General features: G+C 65.4%; 20 protein-coding genes. All 20 read left to right on the forward strand.

What is annotated here, in order from left to right; genetic code table 11:
• Positions 1–51 precede the first annotated feature (51 nt).
• The 20 genes from dacB (at position 52) to JOD47_RS08345 (ending at position 20,897) form a co-directional block, all read left to right on the forward strand.
• Entirely contained in the window at positions 52–1,479 is a 1,428-nt protein-coding gene (dacB, locus tag JOD47_RS08250; protein WP_204533494.1) for a D-alanyl-D-alanine carboxypeptidase/D-alanyl-D-alanine endopeptidase, read from the forward strand.
• A gap of 61 nt (positions 1,480–1,540) precedes the next feature.
• Positions 1,541–2,659 carry an Rv3626c family coenzyme F420 biosynthesis-associated protein gene (locus JOD47_RS08255; protein ID WP_204533495.1) on the forward strand — a complete coding sequence of 373 codons (1,119 nt, stop codon included), beginning with the start codon at positions 1,541–1,543 and terminating at the stop codon, positions 2,657–2,659.
• Positions 2,656–3,732 carry a tRNA lysidine(34) synthetase TilS gene (gene tilS, locus JOD47_RS08260; RefSeq protein WP_307836234.1) on the forward strand — a complete coding sequence of 359 codons (1,077 nt, stop codon included), beginning with the start codon at positions 2,656–2,658 and terminating at the stop codon, positions 3,730–3,732. Before JOD47_RS08255 ends, tilS begins: the two co-directional genes overlap by 4 nt.
• Before the next feature lie 3 nt (positions 3,733–3,735).
• A complete protein-coding gene (hpt, locus tag JOD47_RS08265) occupies positions 3,736–4,287 on the forward strand; it encodes a hypoxanthine phosphoribosyltransferase (RefSeq protein ID WP_204533496.1) in 552 nt (183 codons plus the stop codon).
• A 189-nt stretch (positions 4,288–4,476) separates the two neighbouring features.
• Positions 4,477–6,582: an ATP-dependent zinc metalloprotease FtsH gene (gene ftsH / locus JOD47_RS08270; protein ID WP_204533497.1), complete on the forward strand. Its 2,106-nt coding sequence runs from the start codon at positions 4,477–4,479 to the stop codon at positions 6,580–6,582.
• A 36-nt stretch (positions 6,583–6,618) separates the two neighbouring features.
• Entirely contained in the window at positions 6,619–7,236 is a 618-nt protein-coding gene (gene folE, locus JOD47_RS08275) for a GTP cyclohydrolase I FolE (RefSeq protein ID WP_372432797.1), read from the forward strand.
• A gap of 14 nt (positions 7,237–7,250) precedes the next feature.
• Positions 7,251–8,156, forward strand: a complete 906-nt coding sequence (gene folP, locus JOD47_RS08280) for a dihydropteroate synthase (protein WP_204533498.1) — start codon at positions 7,251–7,253, stop codon at positions 8,154–8,156.
• A 7-nt stretch (positions 8,157–8,163) separates the two neighbouring features.
• Positions 8,164–8,547: a dihydroneopterin aldolase gene (gene folB / locus JOD47_RS08285; protein ID WP_204533499.1), complete on the forward strand. Its 384-nt coding sequence runs from the start codon at positions 8,164–8,166 to the stop codon at positions 8,545–8,547.
• The gene (gene folK / locus JOD47_RS08290; RefSeq protein WP_204533500.1) at positions 8,544–9,038 is read left to right on the forward strand and encodes a 2-amino-4-hydroxy-6-hydroxymethyldihydropteridine diphosphokinase; all 495 of its coding nucleotides are present in this window, start codon (positions 8,544–8,546) and stop codon (positions 9,036–9,038) included. Before folB ends, folK begins: the two co-directional genes overlap by 4 nt.
• Positions 9,039–9,045: 7 nt before the next feature.
• Positions 9,046–9,537 carry a DUF3180 domain-containing protein gene (locus tag JOD47_RS08295; RefSeq protein WP_204533502.1) on the forward strand — a complete coding sequence of 164 codons (492 nt, stop codon included), beginning with the start codon at positions 9,046–9,048 and terminating at the stop codon, positions 9,535–9,537.
• Positions 9,530–10,042, forward strand: coding sequence for a PH domain-containing protein (locus JOD47_RS08300; RefSeq protein WP_204533504.1), 513 nt, complete (start codon positions 9,530–9,532; stop codon positions 10,040–10,042). Before JOD47_RS08295 ends, JOD47_RS08300 begins: the two co-directional genes overlap by 8 nt.
• Positions 10,039–11,580 carry a PH domain-containing protein gene (locus JOD47_RS08305; protein ID WP_307836235.1) on the forward strand — a complete coding sequence of 514 codons (1,542 nt, stop codon included), beginning with the start codon at positions 10,039–10,041 and terminating at the stop codon, positions 11,578–11,580. The genes JOD47_RS08300 and JOD47_RS08305 overlap by 4 nt, the downstream gene beginning before the upstream one ends.
• Complete coding sequence (locus JOD47_RS08310; RefSeq protein WP_204533506.1) at positions 11,567–12,499, forward strand: Rossmann-like and DUF2520 domain-containing protein; 933 nt, start codon at positions 11,567–11,569, stop codon at positions 12,497–12,499. The genes JOD47_RS08305 and JOD47_RS08310 overlap by 14 nt, the downstream gene beginning before the upstream one ends.
• Positions 12,496–13,407, forward strand: coding sequence for a pantoate--beta-alanine ligase (gene panC, locus JOD47_RS08315; protein ID WP_204533507.1), 912 nt, complete (start codon positions 12,496–12,498; stop codon positions 13,405–13,407). Before JOD47_RS08310 ends, panC begins: the two co-directional genes overlap by 4 nt.
• A gap of 64 nt (positions 13,408–13,471) precedes the next feature.
• A complete protein-coding gene (gene lysS, locus JOD47_RS08320) occupies positions 13,472–14,926 on the forward strand; it encodes a lysine--tRNA ligase (RefSeq protein ID WP_204536556.1) in 1,455 nt (484 codons plus the stop codon).
• Positions 14,927–14,929: 3 nt separating this feature from the next.
• The gene (locus JOD47_RS08325; protein ID WP_204533508.1) at positions 14,930–15,112 is read left to right on the forward strand and encodes a hypothetical protein; all 183 of its coding nucleotides are present in this window, start codon (positions 14,930–14,932) and stop codon (positions 15,110–15,112) included.
• A gap of 93 nt (positions 15,113–15,205) precedes the next feature.
• Positions 15,206–15,532 (forward strand): histone-like nucleoid-structuring protein Lsr2, encoded by a 327-nt coding sequence (locus JOD47_RS08330; RefSeq protein WP_204533509.1) that lies wholly within the window; start codon positions 15,206–15,208, stop codon positions 15,530–15,532.
• 111 nt (positions 15,533–15,643) lie between these two features.
• On the forward strand, positions 15,644–18,151 hold the full coding sequence (locus JOD47_RS08335) for an ATP-dependent Clp protease ATP-binding subunit (RefSeq protein WP_204533510.1): 2,508 nt from the start codon (positions 15,644–15,646) through the stop codon (positions 18,149–18,151).
• Positions 18,152–18,269: 118 nt separating this feature from the next.
• Positions 18,270–20,357: a S9 family peptidase gene (locus tag JOD47_RS08340; RefSeq protein ID WP_204533511.1), complete on the forward strand. Its 2,088-nt coding sequence runs from the start codon at positions 18,270–18,272 to the stop codon at positions 20,355–20,357.
• Positions 20,358–20,387: 30 nt separating this feature from the next.
• The gene (locus JOD47_RS08345) at positions 20,388–20,897 is read left to right on the forward strand and encodes an amino-acid N-acetyltransferase (RefSeq protein WP_204533512.1); all 510 of its coding nucleotides are present in this window, start codon (positions 20,388–20,390) and stop codon (positions 20,895–20,897) included.
• Positions 20,898–20,951 lie beyond the last annotated feature (54 nt).

The following is a 20,951-nucleotide window of genomic DNA, read 5'->3' on the forward strand; positions in this document are numbered from 1 at the left end:
GTCCGGAGCCGATCCAACCAGTTCCGAGCACCAGTTCGCCGAGAGGACACCATGAACCGCAGCGCCAGGGTGTTCACTGCCCTGTTGCTCACCCTGGTTCTCGGAGTGCTCGCGGTTCCTGTCGGCTTCCACTACGGCCCGCAGATTGCTCGGTTGGTCACCGCTCCGCCTCCACAAGCGGAGCCGGAAATACCGCCTATCCAGCAAACTCCGGACGACGTCGCCGCCCCCACGCTCGTTAGCCAGCTAGACGCACAGGCACCGGTGCCCGTGGCGGACGTTCTTGCCCCCCTGCTCGCCGCCGCACTGGAGGTTCCGGGTGGGACGCCGGTGACCGGCGTCGTTCTTGATGCACTCACCGGTGAGGTGCTCTTTGACCGGGGCGGAGGGGAACTGCAGCTTCCGGCGTCGAACATCAAGATCCTCACAGCCACCGCGGCACTCGCCAAGCTGGATCCCAACCGGCGACTGGCCACCACCGTCCTCACCGGAGGCGCCGGCGGGGAAGGCGCCCTGGTGCTGCGTGGAGGAGGGGACGTGCTGCTCGGATCCGGTGAGTCCAATCCGGACAGCGTCATCGGCCATGCCGGTCTCACCACGCTCGCCCGGCAGACGGCCGCCCAGCTCGACGGCGATGTCCCGTACCGCCTGGTGATCGACGACTCGCTCTTCGTCGGCGACGTCCTCAACCCCAGCTGGCAGCCCGGTGACGTGCAGGCCGGTGAAATTGCGCCGATCTATCCCCTCGCCATCAACTCGTCCTGGACCGATGAGTCGAAGCAGTCCGGCGTGAGGGCCGCAGATGCCGCACTCACAGCGGCCACCGCGTTCCGGGAGGCACTGATTGCCTCGGGCGTCCAGGTACAGGAGGGCATCGAGCGGCAGGTTGCCGGTGAGGACGCGGTGGAGGTGGCGTCCGTCGAGTCGGCCACCCTCGAAGCGCTGGTCGAACACATGCTCCGCACCTCCGACAATTACCTTGCCGAGGTGCTCGCCCGGCTTGCGGCGGAGGCCAGCGGCAGGCCGGCGTCGTTCGGCGGGGGGCTCGAAACGATCGCCGAGGTGATCACCGGACTCGATGTGCAGACAGAGGGTATGGTGCTGGGAGATGCGTCCGGCCTTTCGCCCAGGAACCGGATCAGCCCACGGCAACTTTCCGGTGTGGTGCGCACGCTGCTCCGCTCCGACAGCCGGGTTCTGCGCCATGTGCTGCACGGTCTTCCCGTGGCCAGCCTCTCCGGCACGCTGGCGGACCGCTACAACGACGACGACGCCCCCACTTTCGCCGGCGCTGGCCTGGTCCGTGCCAAGACCGGAACCCTCAACGCGGTGACTGCCCTGAGCGGCCACGTTGTATCCGCGGACGGCCGCCTGCTGGTGTTCTCGTTCATTGCGAGCGGCCTTGACGGAACCACGGAGCCGGCACGGGCGGCCGTAGACGAAGCTGCCGCTGTTCTCGCCGCCTGCGGATGCCGCTGAACCCCGGTGCGCGCGCCGGGCGGACACACCGCTGAGCGGCCTCCCAGACTACTGTGGTCGAATGGCCACCATGGACAGCAACGCCCCTCTTCAGCTCGTCAACTGGGATCTGGCCGCCAGCAGCGCGGCGAAACTGGCGCCTCCGGGTCCCAGACTGAGCGCCGCGGAAGTCCGGGATGCCGTAGCAAACCTCCGGGAACTGGCCGATCTTTCCGTTGAGCACGTTCACCGGATCACGGGGCTCGAAGCCGCGCGGGACCTGCGTGATTCAGAGTTGATCATCGTGGACCGCGCATCGTGGGCCAAGGCCAATACCCAGAGCTTCAAGGTGCTGATGGCGCCCGCGATCGAGCACCTCGCGCAGACGAAAGCCGAGCAGCTGAAGGCTGCCAATGCGTCCCTTGGCGGTGCAGTGACAGGCGCCCAGATGGGTGCCATCCTGGCCTTCCTCTCGAGCAAGGTCCTCGGCCAGTATGATCCGTTCGTTGCCTCCAGCCGCGGGCCCGGCGGGCGCCTGATGCTCGTGGCGCCCAACATCGTCTCCGTTGAGCGTGAACTGAATGTGGAGCCCGCCGACTTCCGGCTCTGGGTATGCCTGCATGAGCAGACCCACCGTGTGCAGTTCGCTGCCGCGCCATGGCTCAAGGACCACATGATGGAGCACATCTCCGAGCTCACCGTCGGTTTGGCGGACAAGGCCGAGACACTGGCTGAGCGGCTCACCAACGCGCTGAAGTCCCTGCCGACACGTACCCAGGACGGAAAGGACCAGGACGACGACGGCGTGCCCCCGAGCGACGGCGGCATCCTCTCGCTGCTGCAGGAACCGGAAGACAAGGCCAGGCTCTCCCACCTCACAGCCGTCATGAGCCTGCTCGAAGGACACGCGAATGTGGTGATGGACGCCGTGGATTCCAGCATCGTGCCCACCGTGAAGACCATTCGTCGCCGTTTCAACGCACGAGGGAAAACCCGTGGACCGGTCGAGAAGTTCATCCGCCGCCTGATGGGCCTGGATGCGAAGATGCGCCAGTACAGCGACGGGGCACGCTTCGTCCGTGCGGTCGTGGACGCCGTCGGAATGGAGGGGTTCAACCGGGTGTGGGAGCGGGCCGAGAACCTGCCCACCGAGAAGGAGATCCACGCCCCCGGGGAGTGGATCACCCGGATGGGGCTGTGAGCCGCCGGCCGCGGCTCAGCCCTACAGTCGGCACGGCGAGGAACCTGATCCGCGCCGCGCTCGAAGATGCGCAGGTTCCCGAAGGATCACTGCTCCTGGTTGCCTGCAGCGGCGGCACCGACTCACTCGCGCTCGCCGCGACGGCGGCCTACTTCGCGCAGAACGGGCAGTACCGGGTGGGCGCCGTCGTCGTCGATCATGGTCTGCAGCAGGGCAGTGCGGACGTAGCGGAGGCCGCGCGCTCCCAACTGGCGGGTCTGGGCCTTGAACCGGTGGAGGTGCGCCGGGTTGAGGTGGCAACAGCTGGAATGGGCCCGGAAGCCGCAGCACGGACTGCCCGTTACGAGGCACTCGATGCCGCTGTTGAACAGCACCGCGCGTCAGCAGTGCTGCTCGGCCATACCCTTGACGACCAGGCCGAACAGGTACTCCTCGGCCTCACCCGCGGCTCCGGCACGCGCTCACTGAGCGGCATGCCGTCGCGCAGGGGGGTCTACCTGCGGCCATTCCTCGCGCTCCGGCGTGCAGAGACGGAAGAGGTCTGCCGGTTCAATGGCCTTGACCCGTGGCATGACCCGACCAACGCCGACCCCTCCCTGGTGCGCTCCCGCGTGCGCACCCAGGTGCTGCCGTACCTGGAGGACGCGCTGGGCCCCGGTATCGCCGAGTCCCTGTACCGGACGTCACGGATCCTCGCCCAGGACGCCGCCTACCTGGACGAGCTCGCGGAGGTTGAGTACGGGCGGCTCAGAAGGACTGCAGGCAGTGAGCCGGGGAAAGAAGAGTACGACGGCGGCACCCTCCTGCTGTCCGAAGCGGGCCTGCGTGCCCTCCCGCCCGCCCTCCGGCAGCGGGTTCTGGCCCTCGCCGTCTTCGAACTGGGCGGAATTCAGCCAAGCTTCGAACGCCTGCTGGCCGCGGAGAACCTGCTGCGGCGCACCGGGTCGGCGGGCCCCGTGCAGCTTGGCGGCAGCGTGAGTGCCTACCGGCAGGTCAGGGGTGCACGGGTTCCCCAAGGCCACCCAAGCTATGGCAGTCTTGTCCTTGGAAAAAACCTCACAATCCGGGAGTAATTGGTGGATTCACAAGACGTCCAGTCGGACCTCAAGCACGTTCTCTACACCAAGGAAGAGATTCAGCAGCGGGTCCAGGAACTGGCCGCGGAGATCGACCGCGATTACGCCGGCCGGGAAGTCCTCATCGTGGGTGTGCTCAAGGGCGCGGTGATGGTCATGGCTGATCTGGCACGCGCCATGCACTCGCACGTCACCATGGACTGGATGGCCGTTTCCTCCTACGGTTCGGGAACGCAGTCCTCCGGTGTCGTCCGGATTCTCAAGGACCTCGAGACGGACCTCATGGGCAAGCACGTCCTGATCGTGGAGGACATCATCGATTCGGGGCTGACGCTGTCCTGGCTGAAGGCCAACCTGCTCTCACGCGGCCCGGCTTCGGTGGAGATCTGCACGCTGCTCCGCAAGCCCGACGCCGCGAAGGTAGCGATCGACGTGAAATACGTCGGCTATGACATTCCGAACGAGTTTGTGGTGGGCTACGGCCTTGACTTCGCCGAGAAGTACCGCAATCTCGACTTCATCGGTACTCTGGCGCCGCACGTCTACGAGTAGCTCCGCCGGCGGGCCGTGGCCCGCCTGTACGCCCAGAGGGAACTTTCCACCGCGCGTGCGCGTGGATTCTGAAGAGAATGTAAAGCTGGTAGCACGTTTCGGGCGCGCCGCTCTGGGCGATCCGCAGGTGTCGGACAAGCGCTATGTGGCAGTTAATCAGGAGGGACAGGGCACTGCGCCCTGAGTTGAATGAAATTGAAGAGCATTTTCAGAGGACCCATTTTCTGGATTGTGCTGGCAGTTGCCGCACTTCTGGTCATCCTGCCCTCCGTGTTCAACAGCAGCGGTGCCCGTGTGGACACAAACATCGGCCTGGAACTCCTCGAGGGTGATCAGGTGGAGCAGGCAAAAATCTACGACGGCGAGCAGCGCGTCGACCTCACCCTGCGCGAGGACTATGAAGACCTCGGACGCAGCGTTTCCTTCTTCTTCAGCACCGCACGTGCCGAGGACGTCGTCGACGCCATCAACACCTCGGACGTGGACGGCTTCACCGACCAGCCGGTCGAGAACAACTGGTTCACCAGCATCCTCGGCCTGATCCTGCCCATCCTGATCCTCGGTGCAATCTTCTGGTTCCTGCTCAGCAGGATGCAGGGCGGCGGCTCCAAGGTGATGCAGTTCGGCAAGTCCAAAGCCAAGCTCATCAGCAAGGACATGCCCCAGGTCACGTTCAATGACGTCGCAGGCGCCGATGAGGCAGTGGAGGAACTCCACGAGATCAAGGAATTCCTGCAGGAGCCGGCCAAGTTCCAGGCCCTCGGAGCCAAGATCCCCAAGGGCGTGCTTCTCTACGGGCCTCCCGGAACCGGTAAGACCCTCCTGGCCCGCGCCGTTGCGGGTGAAGCCGGAGTGCCGTTCTACTCGATCTCCGGATCGGACTTCGTTGAGATGTTCGTCGGCGTGGGCGCTTCGCGGGTCCGCGACCTGTTTGAACAGGCAAAGTCCAACGCGCCGGCCATCATCTTCGTTGACGAGATCGACGCCGTCGGACGCCACCGCGGTGCCGGCGTGGGCGGCGGCAATGATGAGCGCGAGCAGACGCTGAACCAACTCCTGGTGGAAATGGACGGCTTCGACGCCAACACCAACGTCATTCTCATCGCAGCAACCAACCGCCCGGACGTACTGGACCCCGCGCTGCTGCGCCCGGGCCGCTTCGACCGCCAGATCGGCGTTGAGGCGCCGGACATGGGCGGACGCCTGCGCATCCTGCAGGTCCACTCGAAGGGCAAGCCCATGGCTCCCGGCGTCGATCTGAAGTCGGTGGCCAAGAAGACTCCGGGGTTCACCGGTGCTGACCTCGCGAACGTCCTGAATGAGGCAGCGCTGCTGACCGCCCGCTCCAACGCCCAACTCATCGACGACCGCGCCCTTGACGAGGCGATCGACCGCGTCATCGCCGGACCGCAGAAGCGCAGCCGGGTCATGAAGGAACTGGAGCGGAAAATAACGGCCTACCATGAGGGCGGCCACGCCCTCGTTGCCGCTGCCCTGCGCAACACCGATCCCGTCACTAAGGTGACCATCCTGCCGCGCGGCCGGGCGCTGGGCTACACCATGGTGCTGCCCGCGGATGACAAGTACTCCATCACCCGCAACGAGCTGCTCGATCAGCTGGCCTACGCCATGGGCGGCCGGGTCGCGGAGGAGATCGTCTTCCACGATCCCTCGACCGGTGCGTCCAATGACATCGAGAAGGCAACCGCCACCGCCCGGAAAATGGTCACGCAATACGGGATGAGCGAGCGGATCGGTGCCGTGAAGCTGGGGCAGGGCGGTGGCGAGCCGTTCCTCGGCCGTGACATGGGCCATGAGCGCAACTACTCGGACCACATCGCCTACATCGTCGATGAGGAGGTGCGGCGGCTCGTGGACAACGCCCATGATGAGGCGTACGCCATCCTCACCGAGAACCGCGACGTCCTGGACCGACTGGCTCTCGAACTGCTGGAACGCGAAACACTGAACCAGGCCGAGATCGCCCAGGTCTTCACCGACATCCGCAAGCGCGACGCCCGCAGCATCTGGCTCTCGAAGGACAGCCGGCCCGTGCACTCCCTGCCTCCCGTGGTCTCCGCCAAGGAGCGCCAGGAGGCGGAGGCAGCCGGAGAACCTGACCCTGAGAGCGTTTCACCGCAGGATCAGATCGCCGATGCCAACTTGCCGAGCGGCTTCGACGTCACGGGCGACGCCCTGCCGGAGCCGGAGACCGAGCCGGATGACAAGGGCGGGACAACCGGGAACACCGGAGGTAATGACCAGGACGGGCACGCACAGCCGCGTAACCACTAGCAGGGCGGCCACAGGGGCCGGGATAGGATTCTTGGCGTGACCGATTTTGACGATCAGATGATTGATGTCGCCCTGGCGGCCAGTGGTTCAACGGTGGACCAGCCGAGAATCGAGCGGGCAGTCCGCGAGATCCTTGCCGCTATCGGTGATGATCCGGACAGGGACGGCCTGCTGGAGACACCCAAGCGGGTTGCCCGGGCGTACGCGGAGTTCTTCGCGGGCCTCCACCAGCACCCCAGGGATGTCCTCTCAACCACCTTTGACCTGGACCACGAAGAGCTTGTCCTCGTCAAGGACATCCCCTTTTACTCAACGTGCGAGCACCACCTCGTGCCGTTTCACGGATCAGCGCATATCGGGTACATTCCCTCAGACGACGGAAAAATCACGGGCCTGAGCAAATTGGCGCGGCTGGTGGAGATTTACGCGCGGCGTCCGCAGGTGCAGGAACGCCTCACCACACAGATCGTCGATGCGATGATGGAGCACCTGCAGCCAAAGGGTGCCATTGTGGTCATCGAATGTGAGCACCTGTGCATGTCGATGCGCGGTATCCGCAAGCCGGGGGCCAAGACGGTCACCTCAGCAGTGCGCGGACAGGTGCGGGACGCCGCCACACGCGCCGAGGCCATGAGCCTGATACTTGGAAGATAGGACACAGCAACTTTATGGATTCACTCGCGGCAGCCCCAGGAACCGGACCGGCGACCTCTCCCATCCCCGTCCTGCGGCCAACCCGGGTTCGCAAGTCCTTCACGGACCTGCCCACCGACCGGGCGCTGGTGATGGGAATCCTGAACGTCACCCCTGACTCCTTCAGTGACGGCGGCAAGTTCGCCACGGCGGACGACGCCATTGCTGAAGGGCTCCGCATGCACTACGCGGGAGCAGACATCGTGGACGTCGGCGGAGAGTCCACCCGCCCCAACGCCGACCGCATCACGGTGGAGGATGAGCAGAAGCGCATCATCCCCGTTGTGGAGGCACTGGTGAAAGCCGGTGCGCTGGTCAGCGTCGACACCATGCATGCCTCCACGGCCGCCAAAGCGATCGACGCGGGCGCCGCCATCGTCAACGACGTGTCCGGATTGGACTTCGACCCCGCCATGCCGGCGCTGATCGCTGAACGCGGCGTCCATTACGTCCTGATGCACCAGCGGGGCAATCCGCAGACAATGGATTCCCTCGCGGACTATGACGACGTCGTCGAGGACGTCATCTCCGAGCTCACGGGAATCCGGGACACGCTCTACGCCGCCGGTGTGGCCCCGGAACAGATCATCCTGGATCCCGGTATCGGCTTCGCCAAGAAGGAAGACCACAACTGGGCACTGCTGCGCGCACTGGATCGATTCGAGGTGCTCGGGCACCGCATCCTGGTGGGCGCCTCCCGCAAGCGGTTCCTCGGAACGCTGCTCAGCGTTGCGGGCAAGGCGGCAGCGCCCGCTGAACGCGGGGACGCCAGTGTCGCGGTCTCCGCCCTCGCTGCTGCGCACGGCGCCTGGTGCGTCCGCGTGCATGACGTGGCACCGAGCCTGGATGCGGTCAAGGTCGCCGCAGCCTGGACCAGGTAGGCGGATCATGACACACAGTCTCCCCGCCCAGCGGGACAGGATCACACTGACGGGGATAACCGCCGTCGGGCACCACGGGGTCTTCGAGCATGAGCGCCGGGACGGCCAGCCGTTCGTCGTCGACGTCGTGCTTCACCTCGATCTGCGGCCGGCGGGCCAGAGCGATGACCTCACGCGCACCGCGCACTACGGCGAACTCGCCGAACAGGTCACGGAACTCATTACGGGTGATCCCCTGAACCTGATTGAGGCACTCGCTGAGCGCCTTGCCTCCTCCATCCTTTCCTCCTTCCCTGTGGACGCCGTTGAGGTCACCGTGCACAAACCCAAGGCGCCCATAGAAGTGCCGTTCGGCGATGTGGCCGTCTCTATCTACCGGGAGCGCACATGAGCGGGACCGTGCGCTCCATCCTCGCGCTGGGCAGCAACCTCGGCGAAAGCCGCGACACCCTGTCCCTTGCCGTCGCTGACCTCGTTGACTCCACGAACGTGCGGTTGCGTGAAGTGTCGCCGATCGTGCAGACGAAGGCCGTCGGCGGCCCGGAGCAGCCGGACTACCTCAACATGGTCATCGAAATTGAAACCACCCTGGGGCCATATGAGTTGCTTGAGCACTGCCAGGCCGTTGAGAACAAGCACCACCGGGTCCGTGCCGAGCGGTGGGGGCCGCGCACTCTCGACGTCGACATCATCACCTACGGCGATCTCGTCTCGGATGATGAAAAGCTGACCCTGCCGCATCCCCGCGCAGCAGAGCGCGCCTTCGTCCTGCAGCCCTGGGCGTGGATGGACGGAACAGCTACGCTGTCGGGGCGCCCGGTCGCCGAGCTTGTCCAACAAGCGGAAGACCTCCCCGGCCTCGTACCGTTCGAGGGGGCCTAGCAGACCCGTGGGATCAATCCGCATCGGTTGGCTGGTTCTGATCGGTCTGGTGTTCGGCGCCGCCGGGTGGCTGGTCAACTGGTGGGCTACCCGGAACGGATACCCCACCCCGTCGCTGCCGCTGAGCTCCCTCCTGACCATTGCCGTCGTCGTCGCGGTGACGCTTGTCTTCGGGCTCCGGGTGAGGCGCTGGCGCGCCGGCAACCGCAAGCGGGTCCTCGACCCGATCCTGGCGGCACGCACGGTCGTGCTCGCGCAAGCCACTGCCTATGCCGGAGCCCTGACAACCGGCTGGCACGCGGGGATCCTCGCGGACCAGCTGACCCTGGTGGGCGTCCGCAGCAATCTCGGTCCGTTATGGGGCTCGCTGGCCGTGATCGCCGGTGGCATAGTCATGATTGCAGTCGGGCTGATCGTGGAGAGCTTCTGCAGGCTTCCACCGGATGATGAGGCCGGATCCGACACGACACGCGAGAGCGGCGAGGGGGAGTATGCGTAGGGAACCGATAGACCCGGCAGGAATCGAGTGGACACGGGTGTCACCCAAATACCTCAGGGTCCGCCTTGTCGGGTGGGCGATCGGCAGCCTCATCTTCCTGGTGATCTTCTCCGTTCCGCTCGTCCTGTTGCTGACGGGAGTGTTGCCCCGCTTCCCGTTCCTGCTCGCGTGGCTGCTGCCCGCCGTCGTCGTCCTGTTTGCCGGGTGGCGTGGACTCCTGCTGCCCCGTCAGGTGCGCGCGATCGGGTACGCAGAGCGCAACGAGGACCTGCTGGTCCGGCAGGGCCTCTTCTTCCAGCGCACCATGGTGGTGCCCTATGGCCGGATGCAGTATGTCGACGTCGCGGTAGGGCCGATTGAACGCGCCCTCGGCCTGTGTACGCTCAAGCTGCACACGGCTTCGCCGGGCACCAACGCCGAGATTCCCGGGCTTCCTTCCAGCGAGGGAGCACGGCTGCGTGAACAGCTATCGGCCCGCGGTGAAGCGAAGCTGGCAGGGCTGTGACCGGCCCCGTATCTGACCCGGTGATGCTCTCCGCCTCTCCCGAAGAATGGAAGCGCGTCCACATCATCTCGCCGCTGGTCCGCGGCTGGATTGCCATTGCTGCGCTGATCTTTTTCGGCGGCCGCGACTGGTTCGAGGGATTCCTGACCGGAGAACCGGGAGGAGGCTTCCGGGGAGATGCCGTAGGCAGCCTGCCTCTTGCCATTGCTATCGTCGTCGGCGTCGTGCTGCTGATAGCGGGCGGGTTCTTCCTGTCCTGGTACTACACGCGCTACCAGGTGACCGAGGAGCACGTCCGGGTCAACTCGGGGGTGATCTTCCGCCAGCACCGGCAGGCGCGGCTGGACCGGGTGCAGGCCATCGACGTCGTCCAGCCGTTCCTTGCCCGGCTGTTCGGGCTCGCGGAGCTCAAGTTCGACGTGGCCGACGCCGGCGAATCAGCCGTACGGCTCTCCTTCCTGAAACTGGGCGAGGCGCAGAAACTGCGCGCAACCATTCTGGCGCGGGCGGCCGGCGTCGTCATGGATCCAGAGCACCCGCAGGACATTCCCGAGGCACCCGAACGGGAGGTCCTTGCCCTCACGCCCGCCCGCGTATTGGGCGCCGCGGCGCTGTCCGGGAACACCGTGGCGGTGGTGCTCGGCCTGATCGGTGTGGTGGTCTTTGCCTTCATCCTTGAGACCGGCGCGCTGCTGGCGGCTTTCGTTCCGATCCTCATCGGCGTGGTCAGCGGCTACTGGAACGTGTTGAACACGGGGTTCAACTTCCGTGCAGCCATTTCGCCGGACGGTATTCGCATCCGCTACGGCCTTCTGGACACCCGCACCCAGACGGTGCCGCCCGGGCGGGTGCAGGCAGTCGGCGTTGTGCAGTCGCCGCTGTGGCGCCTGAAGGGCTGGTACAAGGTCACCGTGAATGTGGCTGGCTACGGCGCGTCCGCCACCGGAGAGGCCCAGGCACGCGCCACTCTCCTTCCGGTGGGAACCCTTGATGAGGTTCTTCAGGTGATCGCGCTGGTGCTTCCTGATCCGGGAACGGACTCGCCCGTCGAGGTGTTCTCGGCAGGCCTGTCAGGCCGGGATTCCGACGCCGGATTCATCACCACCCCGCGGCGTGCTCGACTCATTGCTCCGCTCGCCTGGCGGCGCAACGGGGTGGCCGTTACCGACACCGCGCTGCTGGCCCGCTCGGGTGCGTGGTGGCGGCAGGTCGCCGTCGTACCCCATGAGCGCACGCAGTCCCTGGCCCTCCATCAGGGGCCCTTGGCGCGCCGCTTCGGGGTTGCGGACCTCATCCTGCACACCACTCCGGGCCCCGTATCCCCCCGCGTTCGCCAGATCCCTGAAGCGGAAGCCTGGCGGCTGTTCTCCGAACAGGCCGGACGGGCGGCCGACGCCCGCCGCCGCAGCGGTCCCGAGCAGTGGATGCGGCCCGTTCCGGTGCAGGAGCCGGCGGAGGAGACGGGTGCGGCTACCGATGCCGCCGTCATGCCGGCACCGCCCTCCTATCTGGAAGATCCACACCATGAGCGTTCCTGAGCATCCGGTCCGTCCCGGAGGTCCGCGCCGGAAACCCGGGAGGCTCGGGGTCGGAGTGATCGGCGCCGGCAGGGTCGGTGCCGTCCTTGGTGCTGCGCTGCGCGCGGCTGAACACGCCGTCGTCGGAGTTTCCGCTGTTTCCGAAGCAAGCAGGGAGCGCGCCGAGAACCTCCTGCCCGGGGTCCCGGTGCTTGGGATCGAGCAGATCGTGGAACGGGCGGAGCTTGTCCTGCTGGCAGTGCCCGACGACGCCCTGCCGGACCTCGTCTCCGGCCTCGCCGCCGTGAATGCCTGGCAACCCGGGCAACTCGTCGCCCACACATCGGGCCGTTATGGAACGGCGGTCCTGGAGCCCGCGCGCAGGCTTGGCGCCATCCCGCTCGCGCTGCACCCGGCGATGACGTTCACCGGCATGAGCCTGGACCTCACGCGCCTGCCCGACTGCACCTTCGGCGTTACCGCGCCCACCGCCGTCCTTCCCGTGGCGCAGGCACTGGTGGTGGAGATGGGCGCCGAGCCCGTTGTCATCGAGGAGGAGGACCGCGTCCTTTACCACGCGGCGCTTGCGCACGCATCCAATCACCTGGTCACCCTCGCCGCGCAGTCAACCCAACTGCTCGGCAGCATCGGTGTGGAGCGGCCGGACCGGATGCTCGGGCCGCTGATGCGTGCCTCACTTGAGAACGCGCTCGCTGCAGGTGAGGGTGCGCTGACGGGACCGGTTGCCCGAGGTGACACCGGAACGGTCGCGGCCCACGCGGCTGCCCTCGCCGGCGCGCCGGACGACATCTCCGGTGCCTACGGCCGGCTGGCCGCGGTGACCGCCTCGCGCGCACTTGAGCGCGGTCTCCTGACGCCGGAACAGGTACGCGCAATCACGGACGCGCTCGCGGCGCCCGGAAAGGAAGGAAACGAATGAGTCCCCGGGTTCTCACCACTACGGCAGAGCTGCGTGCCGCGCTCATCGAACAGCTGGCCGCTGCAGGTCCCGGCCCCGTCAGCCTGGGACTCGTTCCCACCATGGGCGCACTCCATGAGGGCCACGCCGCACTTGCCCGTGCAGCGCGGAAAGAGAACGACGTCGTTGTTGCCAGCATCTTCGTGAATCCCCTCCAGTTCGGTGACCCGGCAGACCTTGACCGGTACCCACGAACGCTGGAGGCCGACGTAGAGATCCTGGGGGACTGCGGCGTCGACCTGGTGTTCGTGCCTTCCCGGGAGGAGGTGTATCCGGGCGGCGAACCGCTGGTCCGGCTCTCCGCGGGACGCCTCGGCGAGAAGCTTGAGGGTGAATTCCGGCCGGGACACTTCGACGGAATGCTCACCGTCGTCGCCAAGCTGCTGCATCTGGCCTGGCCCGCCGCCGACGCTGCGTATCGTGCCTATTTCGGGCAAAAGGACGCACAGCAGTTGGTGCTGATCCGCCGGATGGCGCGCGATCTCAGCTTCTCGGCGGACATCCGTGCGGTACCTACCGTCCGGTCTCCCGACGGGCTCGCGCTCTCGAGCCGGAACCGGTTCCTCAAGGCGGAGGAGTCGGAGGCGGCCCTCGTCCTGTCCCGGGCGTTGCGCCTGCTGGCGGAGCGGGCTGTCCGCTGTGAACCGCTGGACCTGGAATCCGCCGTCGCACTGATCGAAAGCCAGCCGCTCGTGAAGCTGGAGTATTTCGAGGTGGTGGACCCGGAGACCCTGGAGCCGCTGGCCTTCAACTGCCGCGAGACTCCCTTCGCAGGGGAGGGGCTCGCGCTGGTCGCCGCACGGGTGGGCAGCGTCAGGCTCATCGACAATCAACCGCTGCAGGCGGACCCGGCGGGCACGCGGGGCTGAACCGGTAACCTTAGATACCGTGACCACTGAGCCAGCCCTCTCCACCGAAGAATTCAACGAGCAGATGCGCATCCGCATGGAAAAGCGCGCCCGCCTGCTGGAGCGCGGTGAGGAGCCCTACCCGGTCAAGCCGGAGCGGACGTCCTCCCTGGCTGAGATTCGGGACCGCTTTTCGGGTATCGAGGCGGGTGACTCAACCGGTGAGAACGTCAGCGTGGTCGGCCGCGTCGTCTTCCTCCGGAATACCGGGAAGCTCTGCTTCGCGACGCTCCAGGAGGGTAACGGAACGCGTCTGCAGGCCATGCTGAGCCTCGCTGCCGTCGGTGAGGAACCGCTGGCGGAGTGGAAGTCGACGGTGGACCTGGGTGACCACGTGCAGGTCGCAGGGGAAGTCATCAGTTCACGCCGCGGCGAACTGTCAGTCATGGCAACAGGCTGGGCGATGGCCTCGAAGGCGCTGCGCCCGTTGCCCACACTGCACGCCGGCGTCAACGAGGAGACACGCGTCCGCCAGCGCTACGTCGATCTACTGGTGCGCGAGGAAGCGCGCCAGATGGTCCGGACGCGGGCAATGATCACCCGCAGTATCCGGGAGACCCTTCACTCCCACGAGTACATCGAGGTGGAAACGCCGATCCTCCAACTGGTCCACGGCGGCGCCACCGCGCGCCCTTTCGAGACCCATGTGAATGCCTTCGACCAGAAGATGACGCTTCGCATCGCGCTGGAGCTCTACCTGAAGCGGGCTGTTGTCGGTGGAATTGACCGCGTCTATGAAATCGGGCGTATTTTCCGCAATGAGGGCGTAGATTCTACGCACAGCCCCGAATTCACGATGCTTGAGTGCTACGAGGCTTATGCTGACCAGTTCGTGATGGCTGATCGAATGAAGGAGGTCATCCTGAATTGTGCGGACCTTCTCGGGTCACGCCAGATCGAGTCCGAAGCCGGGACCATTGATCTGGACGGCGAATGGCGCTGGCTTGGAGTTTATCCCGGGCTCTCCCAGGCTATCGGCCGTGAAATCACTCCGGATACTGACAAAGAAACATTGCTGACGGTAGCCGGAGAACATGAAATCTCCGTCGACCAGGCCTGGGACGAGGAAAAGCTTGTCCTCGAACTCTTCAGCGAAATTGTCGAACCGACTTTGTTGCAGCCGACGTTCGTTTATGACTACCCGCCGTCAGCGCAGCCCCTGGCCCGCCCGCACCGCGACCAGCCGCAGTTGATAGAGGCGTGGGACCTCATCATCGGCGGCATGGAGCGCGGAACGGCGTTCTCCGAATTGATTGATCCGGTCATCCAGCGGGAACGTCTTACCGAACAGTCACGTCGGGCTGCTGCCGGCGACGAGGAAGCCATGCAATTGGACGAGGACTTCCTCCGTGCCCTTGAATACGGCGCACCGCCGATGGGCGGGATCGGCCTGGGCATCGACCGGCTCGTCATGCTTTTCACTTCCACGGGAATCAGGGAAACCATCCTATTCCCGCTGCTGAAGCCGGAGCTGGGTTAATTCATGGAGTATTTGGCTGTTCTTCTTCCTTCCCTTGCCGTTGGACTCATCTTCTACTTCGTGATGAAGTCGATCTTCAACGCGGACCGGGCTGAGCGTGAGGCCGAATCCGCAGAACGCAACAACAGGGAAAATTCATTGGCAAAACCTCCTCCGTCGCAGGATGATGCGCCCGGCGGGCAGTAAACGTCCGCTCATCCTTTTCGCTCTTTGACGTTTGGCTTTAATGCGGACGATAATGTCTCTTGAATAGGTAATCGGCCGATTGAGGAGATTGTTGTGGCGCAGAAAGTCAAAATCATTCTGATTGACGACCTCGACGGCGGGGAGGCAGATGAAACCGTACGGTTCGGCCTCGACGGAACGCAGTATGAAATCGATCTTTCCTCAGCGCACGCGGAGGAACTGCGCAGCACCCTGTCCACCTATGTCTCGGCAGCCCGGCGCGAGAGCCAGGCAAAGCAGCGGCAGGGCGGCGCGCCCGCTGCCCGGAACCAGGAAGCCGCGCAGATCCGCGAATGGGCCAAGGCCAACGGTTACAGCGTCTCTTCACGCGGCCGCGTTAATTCCCAGATCATCGAGGCATACCGCGCGGCCCAGCGCTAGCGCATTTCCACGGCAGGGCTCTGCCGGCCTATCTCGCCTGTGGCGAACACGCTCCCCAAGGCTTCCGTAGGCACGTAGCATCGAATTACGCGTTAGCTAGGAGTGTGCCTCATGTTTGAGAGATTTACGGATCGTGCCCGTCGAGTTGTAGTGCTGGCCCAGGAAGAGGCCCGCATGCTCAACCACAATTACATCGGCACCGAGCACATTCTGCTTGGGCTGATCCATGAGGGTGAGGGCGTCGCCGCAAAGGCGCTAGAGTCGCTCAGCATTTCCCTGGGCGCTGTGCGCGAGCAGGTGCAGGAGATCATCGGGCAGGGCCAGCAGGCGCCCTCCGGTCACATCCCCTTCACTCCGCGTGCCAAGAAGGTGCTTGAGCTGTCCCTCCGCGAGGCGCTTCAACTCGGCCACAACTACATCGGCACCGAGCACATCCTGCTCGGTCTCATCCGTGAGGGTGAGGGCGTAGCCGCGCAGGTTCTGGTCAAGCTCGGCGCTGACCTCAACCGGGTCCGCCAGCAGGTCATCCAGCTGCTTTCCGGCTACCAGGGCAAGGAGCCCGTGGCATCAGGCGGACAGCAGCAGGAGGGTACCCCTGCCGGGTCCGTCGTACTGGACCAGTTCGGACGCAACCTCACCCAGGCGGCCCGCGAGGGCAAGCTTGATCCGGTCATCGGCCGTGAGCTGGAGATGGAACGCGTCATGCAGGTCCTCTCCCGGCGCACCAAGAACAACCCTGTGCTCATCGGTGAGCCCGGCGTCGGCAAGACTGCCGTCGTCGAGGGCCTCGCCCAGGCAATCGTGCGCGGCGATGTCCCCGAGACCATCCGCGACAAGCAGCTGTACACCCTGGACCTCGGTTCACTGGTTGCCGGCTCCCGCTACCGCGGTGACTTCGAGGAACGCCTCAAGAAGGTCCTGAAGGAGATTCGCACCCGCGGCGACATCATCCTGTTCATCGATGAGATCCACACCCTCGTCGGCGCCGGCGCGGCAGAAGGCGCTATCGACGCCGCGTCTATCCTGAAGCCCATGCTGGCCCGCGGGGAGCTGCAGACCATCGGTGCCACCACGCTGGATGAGTACCGCAAGCACATTGAGAAGGACGCAGCGCTTGAGCGCCGCTTCCAGCCGATCCAGGTCCAGGAGCCTTCGGTTGCGCACGCCATCGAAATCCTGAAGGGGCTCCGGGACCGCTACGAGGCGCACCACCGGGTCTCGATCACTGACGCCGCGCTGGCATCCGCCGCCAACCTCGCCGAGCGTTACATCTCCGACCGGTTCCTGCCGGATAAGGCAATCGACCTCATCGATGAAGCCGGAGCGCGTCTGCGCATCCGCCGCATGACAGCTCCGCCGGAACTCAAGGAGATCGACGAGCGCATCGCGTCCGTCAAGCGGGAGAAGGAATCCGCCATCGACGCCCAGGACTTCGAGGGTGCCGCCCGGCTGCGTGATCGGGAGCAGAAGCTTCACGACGAGCGTATGGACAAGGAGCGCCGGTGGAAGTCCGGTGGTCTCGATGACATCGCCGAGGTTGATGAGGAGCTGATCGCTGAGGTCCTGGCCAATTCCACCGGTATCCCCGTCTTCAAGCTCACCGAGGAAGAGTCCTCGCGCCTGCTCAAGATGGAAGATGAACTGCACAAGCGGGTCATCGGTCAGGATGACGCCATCAAGGCAATCTCCCAGGCTATCCGGCGTACCCGTGCCGGCCTGAAGGATCCCAAGCGTCCGGGTGGCTCGTTCATCTTCGCCGGCCCCACCGGCGTCGGTAAGACCGAGCTCGCCAAGGCGCTCGCCGAGTTCCTTTTCGGAGATGAAGACGCCCTGATCACACTGGACATGTCGGAGTACTCGGAGAAGCACACTGTGTCCCGGCTCTTCGGTGCGCCTCCCGGATATGTGGGCTATGAAGAGGGCGGTCAGCTCACGGAGAAGGTCCGGCGCCGTCCGTTCTCGGTAGTCCTTTTCGACGAGGTGGAGAAGGCTCACGCAGATCTCTTCAACTCGCTGCTGCAGATTCTGGAGGATGGCCGCCTGACCGACAGCCAGGGCCGTGTGGTGGACTTCAAGAACACCGTCATCATCATGACCACCAACCTCGGCACCCGGGACATCTCCAAGGGCGTCATGACCGGCTTCCAGTCCGGCACTGACACCAACACGGGTTACAGCCGTATCAAGGCGAAGGTCACGGAGGAGCTGAAGCAGCACTTCCGTCCCGAGTTCCTCAACCGTGTGGATGACACCGTGGTGTTCCCGCAGCTGACCCAGGACGAGATCGTCCAGATCGTGGATCTGTTCCTTGACCGACTGAGCAAGCGCATGGCTGACAAGGGCATGAGCATCGAGCTCACCCCCGCAGCCAAGGTGCTGCTCGCCACCCGCGGCTATGATCCGGCGATGGGTGCACGCCCGCTGCGCAGGACAATGCAGCGCGAGATCGAAGACCAACTGTCCGAGAAGATCCTCTTCGGAGAGATCAAGTCCGGTGAGCTTGTCTCGGTGGACGTCGAAGGCGAGGGCGACGAAGCGCAGTTCACCTTCGTGGGGCATGGCGCACCCAAGGAAATCGAGGATTCGCCGCCGGCAATCGAGGCGGTCGTCCCCGAGTAGGTCGAGGACGCGCAAGCACACCTGCCCGTACCGGTTCGCCGGCACGGGCAGGCTTGTTTAACTCTTCCGCGCGCATCCGGGTTGTGAGCTGGAGCACATCGGATGATAGAGATATTCCATGACTCTCGTACCCGATTCGCCCACCCCCGCGAACACCTCTGCCTTCCACGACCTGGATCGTTTCGTTGCCCTGCCGCGTTTGAGTGGGCTTTCACTGAGCGCCGACGGCACCCGCCTGGTCACCTCGGTGGCCACCCTGAATACCAAAGGCACTGCCTATGCCTCGGCCCTGTGGGAACTTGATCCGTCCGGACGTCAGCCCGCCCGGCGCATCACCCGCAGCGCAAAGGGAGAGTCGGGTGCTTCCTTCCTCAGGAGCGGCGACCTCCTCTTCACTTCCGCGCGGCCGGACCCGGAAAATTCAGACGAGGAGCCGGTTCCCGCGCTCTGGAAGCTTCCGGCAGCCGGCGGCGAAGCCCGGGTTGTGCACACCCGTCCGGGAGGAGTGAAGTCAGTCGTCGCTGCAGCGGAGGCGGACGCCGTCGTCGTCGTCGCTGAGGTGCTGGCCGGATCGACTGATGAATCGGACGATGAAGAGCGCCGCAAGGCCCGTAAGGACGCAGGGGTTGCCGCGATCCTGCACACGGGCTACCCGGTCCGCCACTGGGACGCTGACCTCGGCCCCTCGGAGCCCCGTTACTTCCTGATCGAGCAGGGTGAGCCCGATGATGCCGGTCCGGTCACGGTTGACGACGAGCCGCACCTCACGCTCCGCAATGTGACCGGGGGCATCGGCTCCGCGTTGAGGAACGCGAGCCCGCGCATCAGCCCGGACGGCACCTTCCTGCTCACTTCGCAGACCGTGCCCGTGGGAGGAGGGGACCAGCGGTCGGTGCTGGTACGCGTCGACACTGCCACCGGGGAGCGCTCGGTCATCCTCGAACATCCTGATTATGACTACGATGCGGGCCCAGTCAGCCCTGACAGCTCAACCGCCGTCGTGGTGGTCCGGCACCGGACCGGCCCTGATACCCCGCCGAACGTGGAGCTCGGGCTGCTTCCCGCCGACGGAGGTTCCCTCGCGCCCCTTGCCTCCGGTTGGGACCGCTGGCCGGCCCCTGCCGCCTGGCTTCCGGACGGAAGCGGACTGGTGGTCACAGCAGACGACGACGGCGCCTCTCCGGTCTTCACGATCGACGTCGCCACGGGCGGGGTAACGCAGGTGACGATGGACGCGGCGGCCTACACCGACGTCGTTATTTCACCTGACGGCTCGACCGCCTACGCGCTGCGCAGTTCCTACGAATTCCCGCCGGAGGCCGTGCGCATCGAGCTCGCCACGGGAACGGTTGCGCCGCTGCCAGCACCGAGTGAGCGCCCGGCGCTTCCGGGAACGCTGGAGCGGGTTGAGGCTATCGGCGCGGACGGGCATGCCGTGAAGTCCTATCTGGTTCTGCCGGAGGGAGCCGATGCATCCCACCCGGCGCCGCTGCTGCTCTGGATCCACGGCGGCCCGCTCGGTTCCTGGAACGCCTGGACCTGGCGCTGGTCGCCGTGGCTGCTGGCCGCCAGGGGATACGCTGTCCTCCTGCCGGATCCCGCCCTTTCAACGGGCTACGGGCAGCGGATGATCGAGCGCGGCTGGGGCGCGTGGGGAGACGCTCCGTACACGGATCTCATGGCCGCGACGGACGCCGTGGTGGCGCGTGCGGACATCGATGAGAGCCGCACGGCGGCGATGGGCGGTTCCTTCGGCGGCTACATGGCCAATTGGGTGGCCGGGCATACCGCCCGGTTCAACGCGATCGTCACGCATGCCAGCCTGTGGGCGCTGGACCAGTTCGGGCCCACAACCGATGCCTCCTTCTACTGGGAGAAGGAGATGACGCCCGAGATGGCGCTCGAAAATTCCCCGCACACGCACGTGGGGAACATCAGTACTCCGATGCTGGTGATCCACGGTGACAAGGATTACCGGGTTCCCATCGGCGAAGGCTTGAGGCTTTGGTACGAGCTCCTGTCCAAGTCGCAGCTGCCCGCCGGCCCCGACGGCGAGACCGAGCACCGGTTCCTGTACTTCCCCGATGAGAACCACTGGATCCTCAAGCCGCAGCACGCGAAGATCTGGTACTCCGTCGTCGAGCATTTCCTGGCCCGGCATCTGCTGGGCGAAAAGGTGGACCTGCCTGCGGAGCTGGGAATCTGAGGGGCCTTCAAGGTCTCTAGACTGGGTCGGATGAGCCAATCCTTCCGAATTCGCCGTGCAACCACCGCTGACGTACCAGTGATCAAGCAGCTGGTGGCTCCGCTCGCCGAGGAGCGCATCCTGATTGCCAAGGAGACGGTCGCCTATTACGAAGGCCTCCAGGAGTTCAAGATCGCCGAAGACGACGACGGCGGCGTGCTGGGGTGCGGAGCCCTCCACGTCATGTGGGAGGACCTCGCGGAGATCCGCACCCTGGCCACCGCTGCCCAGGCGCGCGGCACCGGAGTCGGCAGCGCCCTGGTCAACGCGCTGCTGGACGAAGCGCGTGTGATCGGGGTGGGGCGGGTTTTCTGCCTCACCTTCGAGGAGGCATTCTTCCGCCGTCACGGGTTCACGGTGATGGAGGATCAGTCGGCGGTGGACCCCGTCGTGTACTCGGAGCTCCTGCGCTCGCATGACGAAGGGGTAGCGGAATTCCTGGACCTGGCGCGCGTGAAACCAAACACGCTCGGCAACACGAGGATGATCCGCACGCTCTGACAGTGAACTAGCCAGCGGCGTGCAGCGCCGATAAGCTAAGGGTGCTTGGTATGT

Source organism: Arthrobacter tumbae, from assembly GCF_016907495.1.
Lineage (GTDB): Bacteria > Actinomycetota > Actinomycetes > Actinomycetales > Micrococcaceae > Arthrobacter_D > Arthrobacter_D tumbae.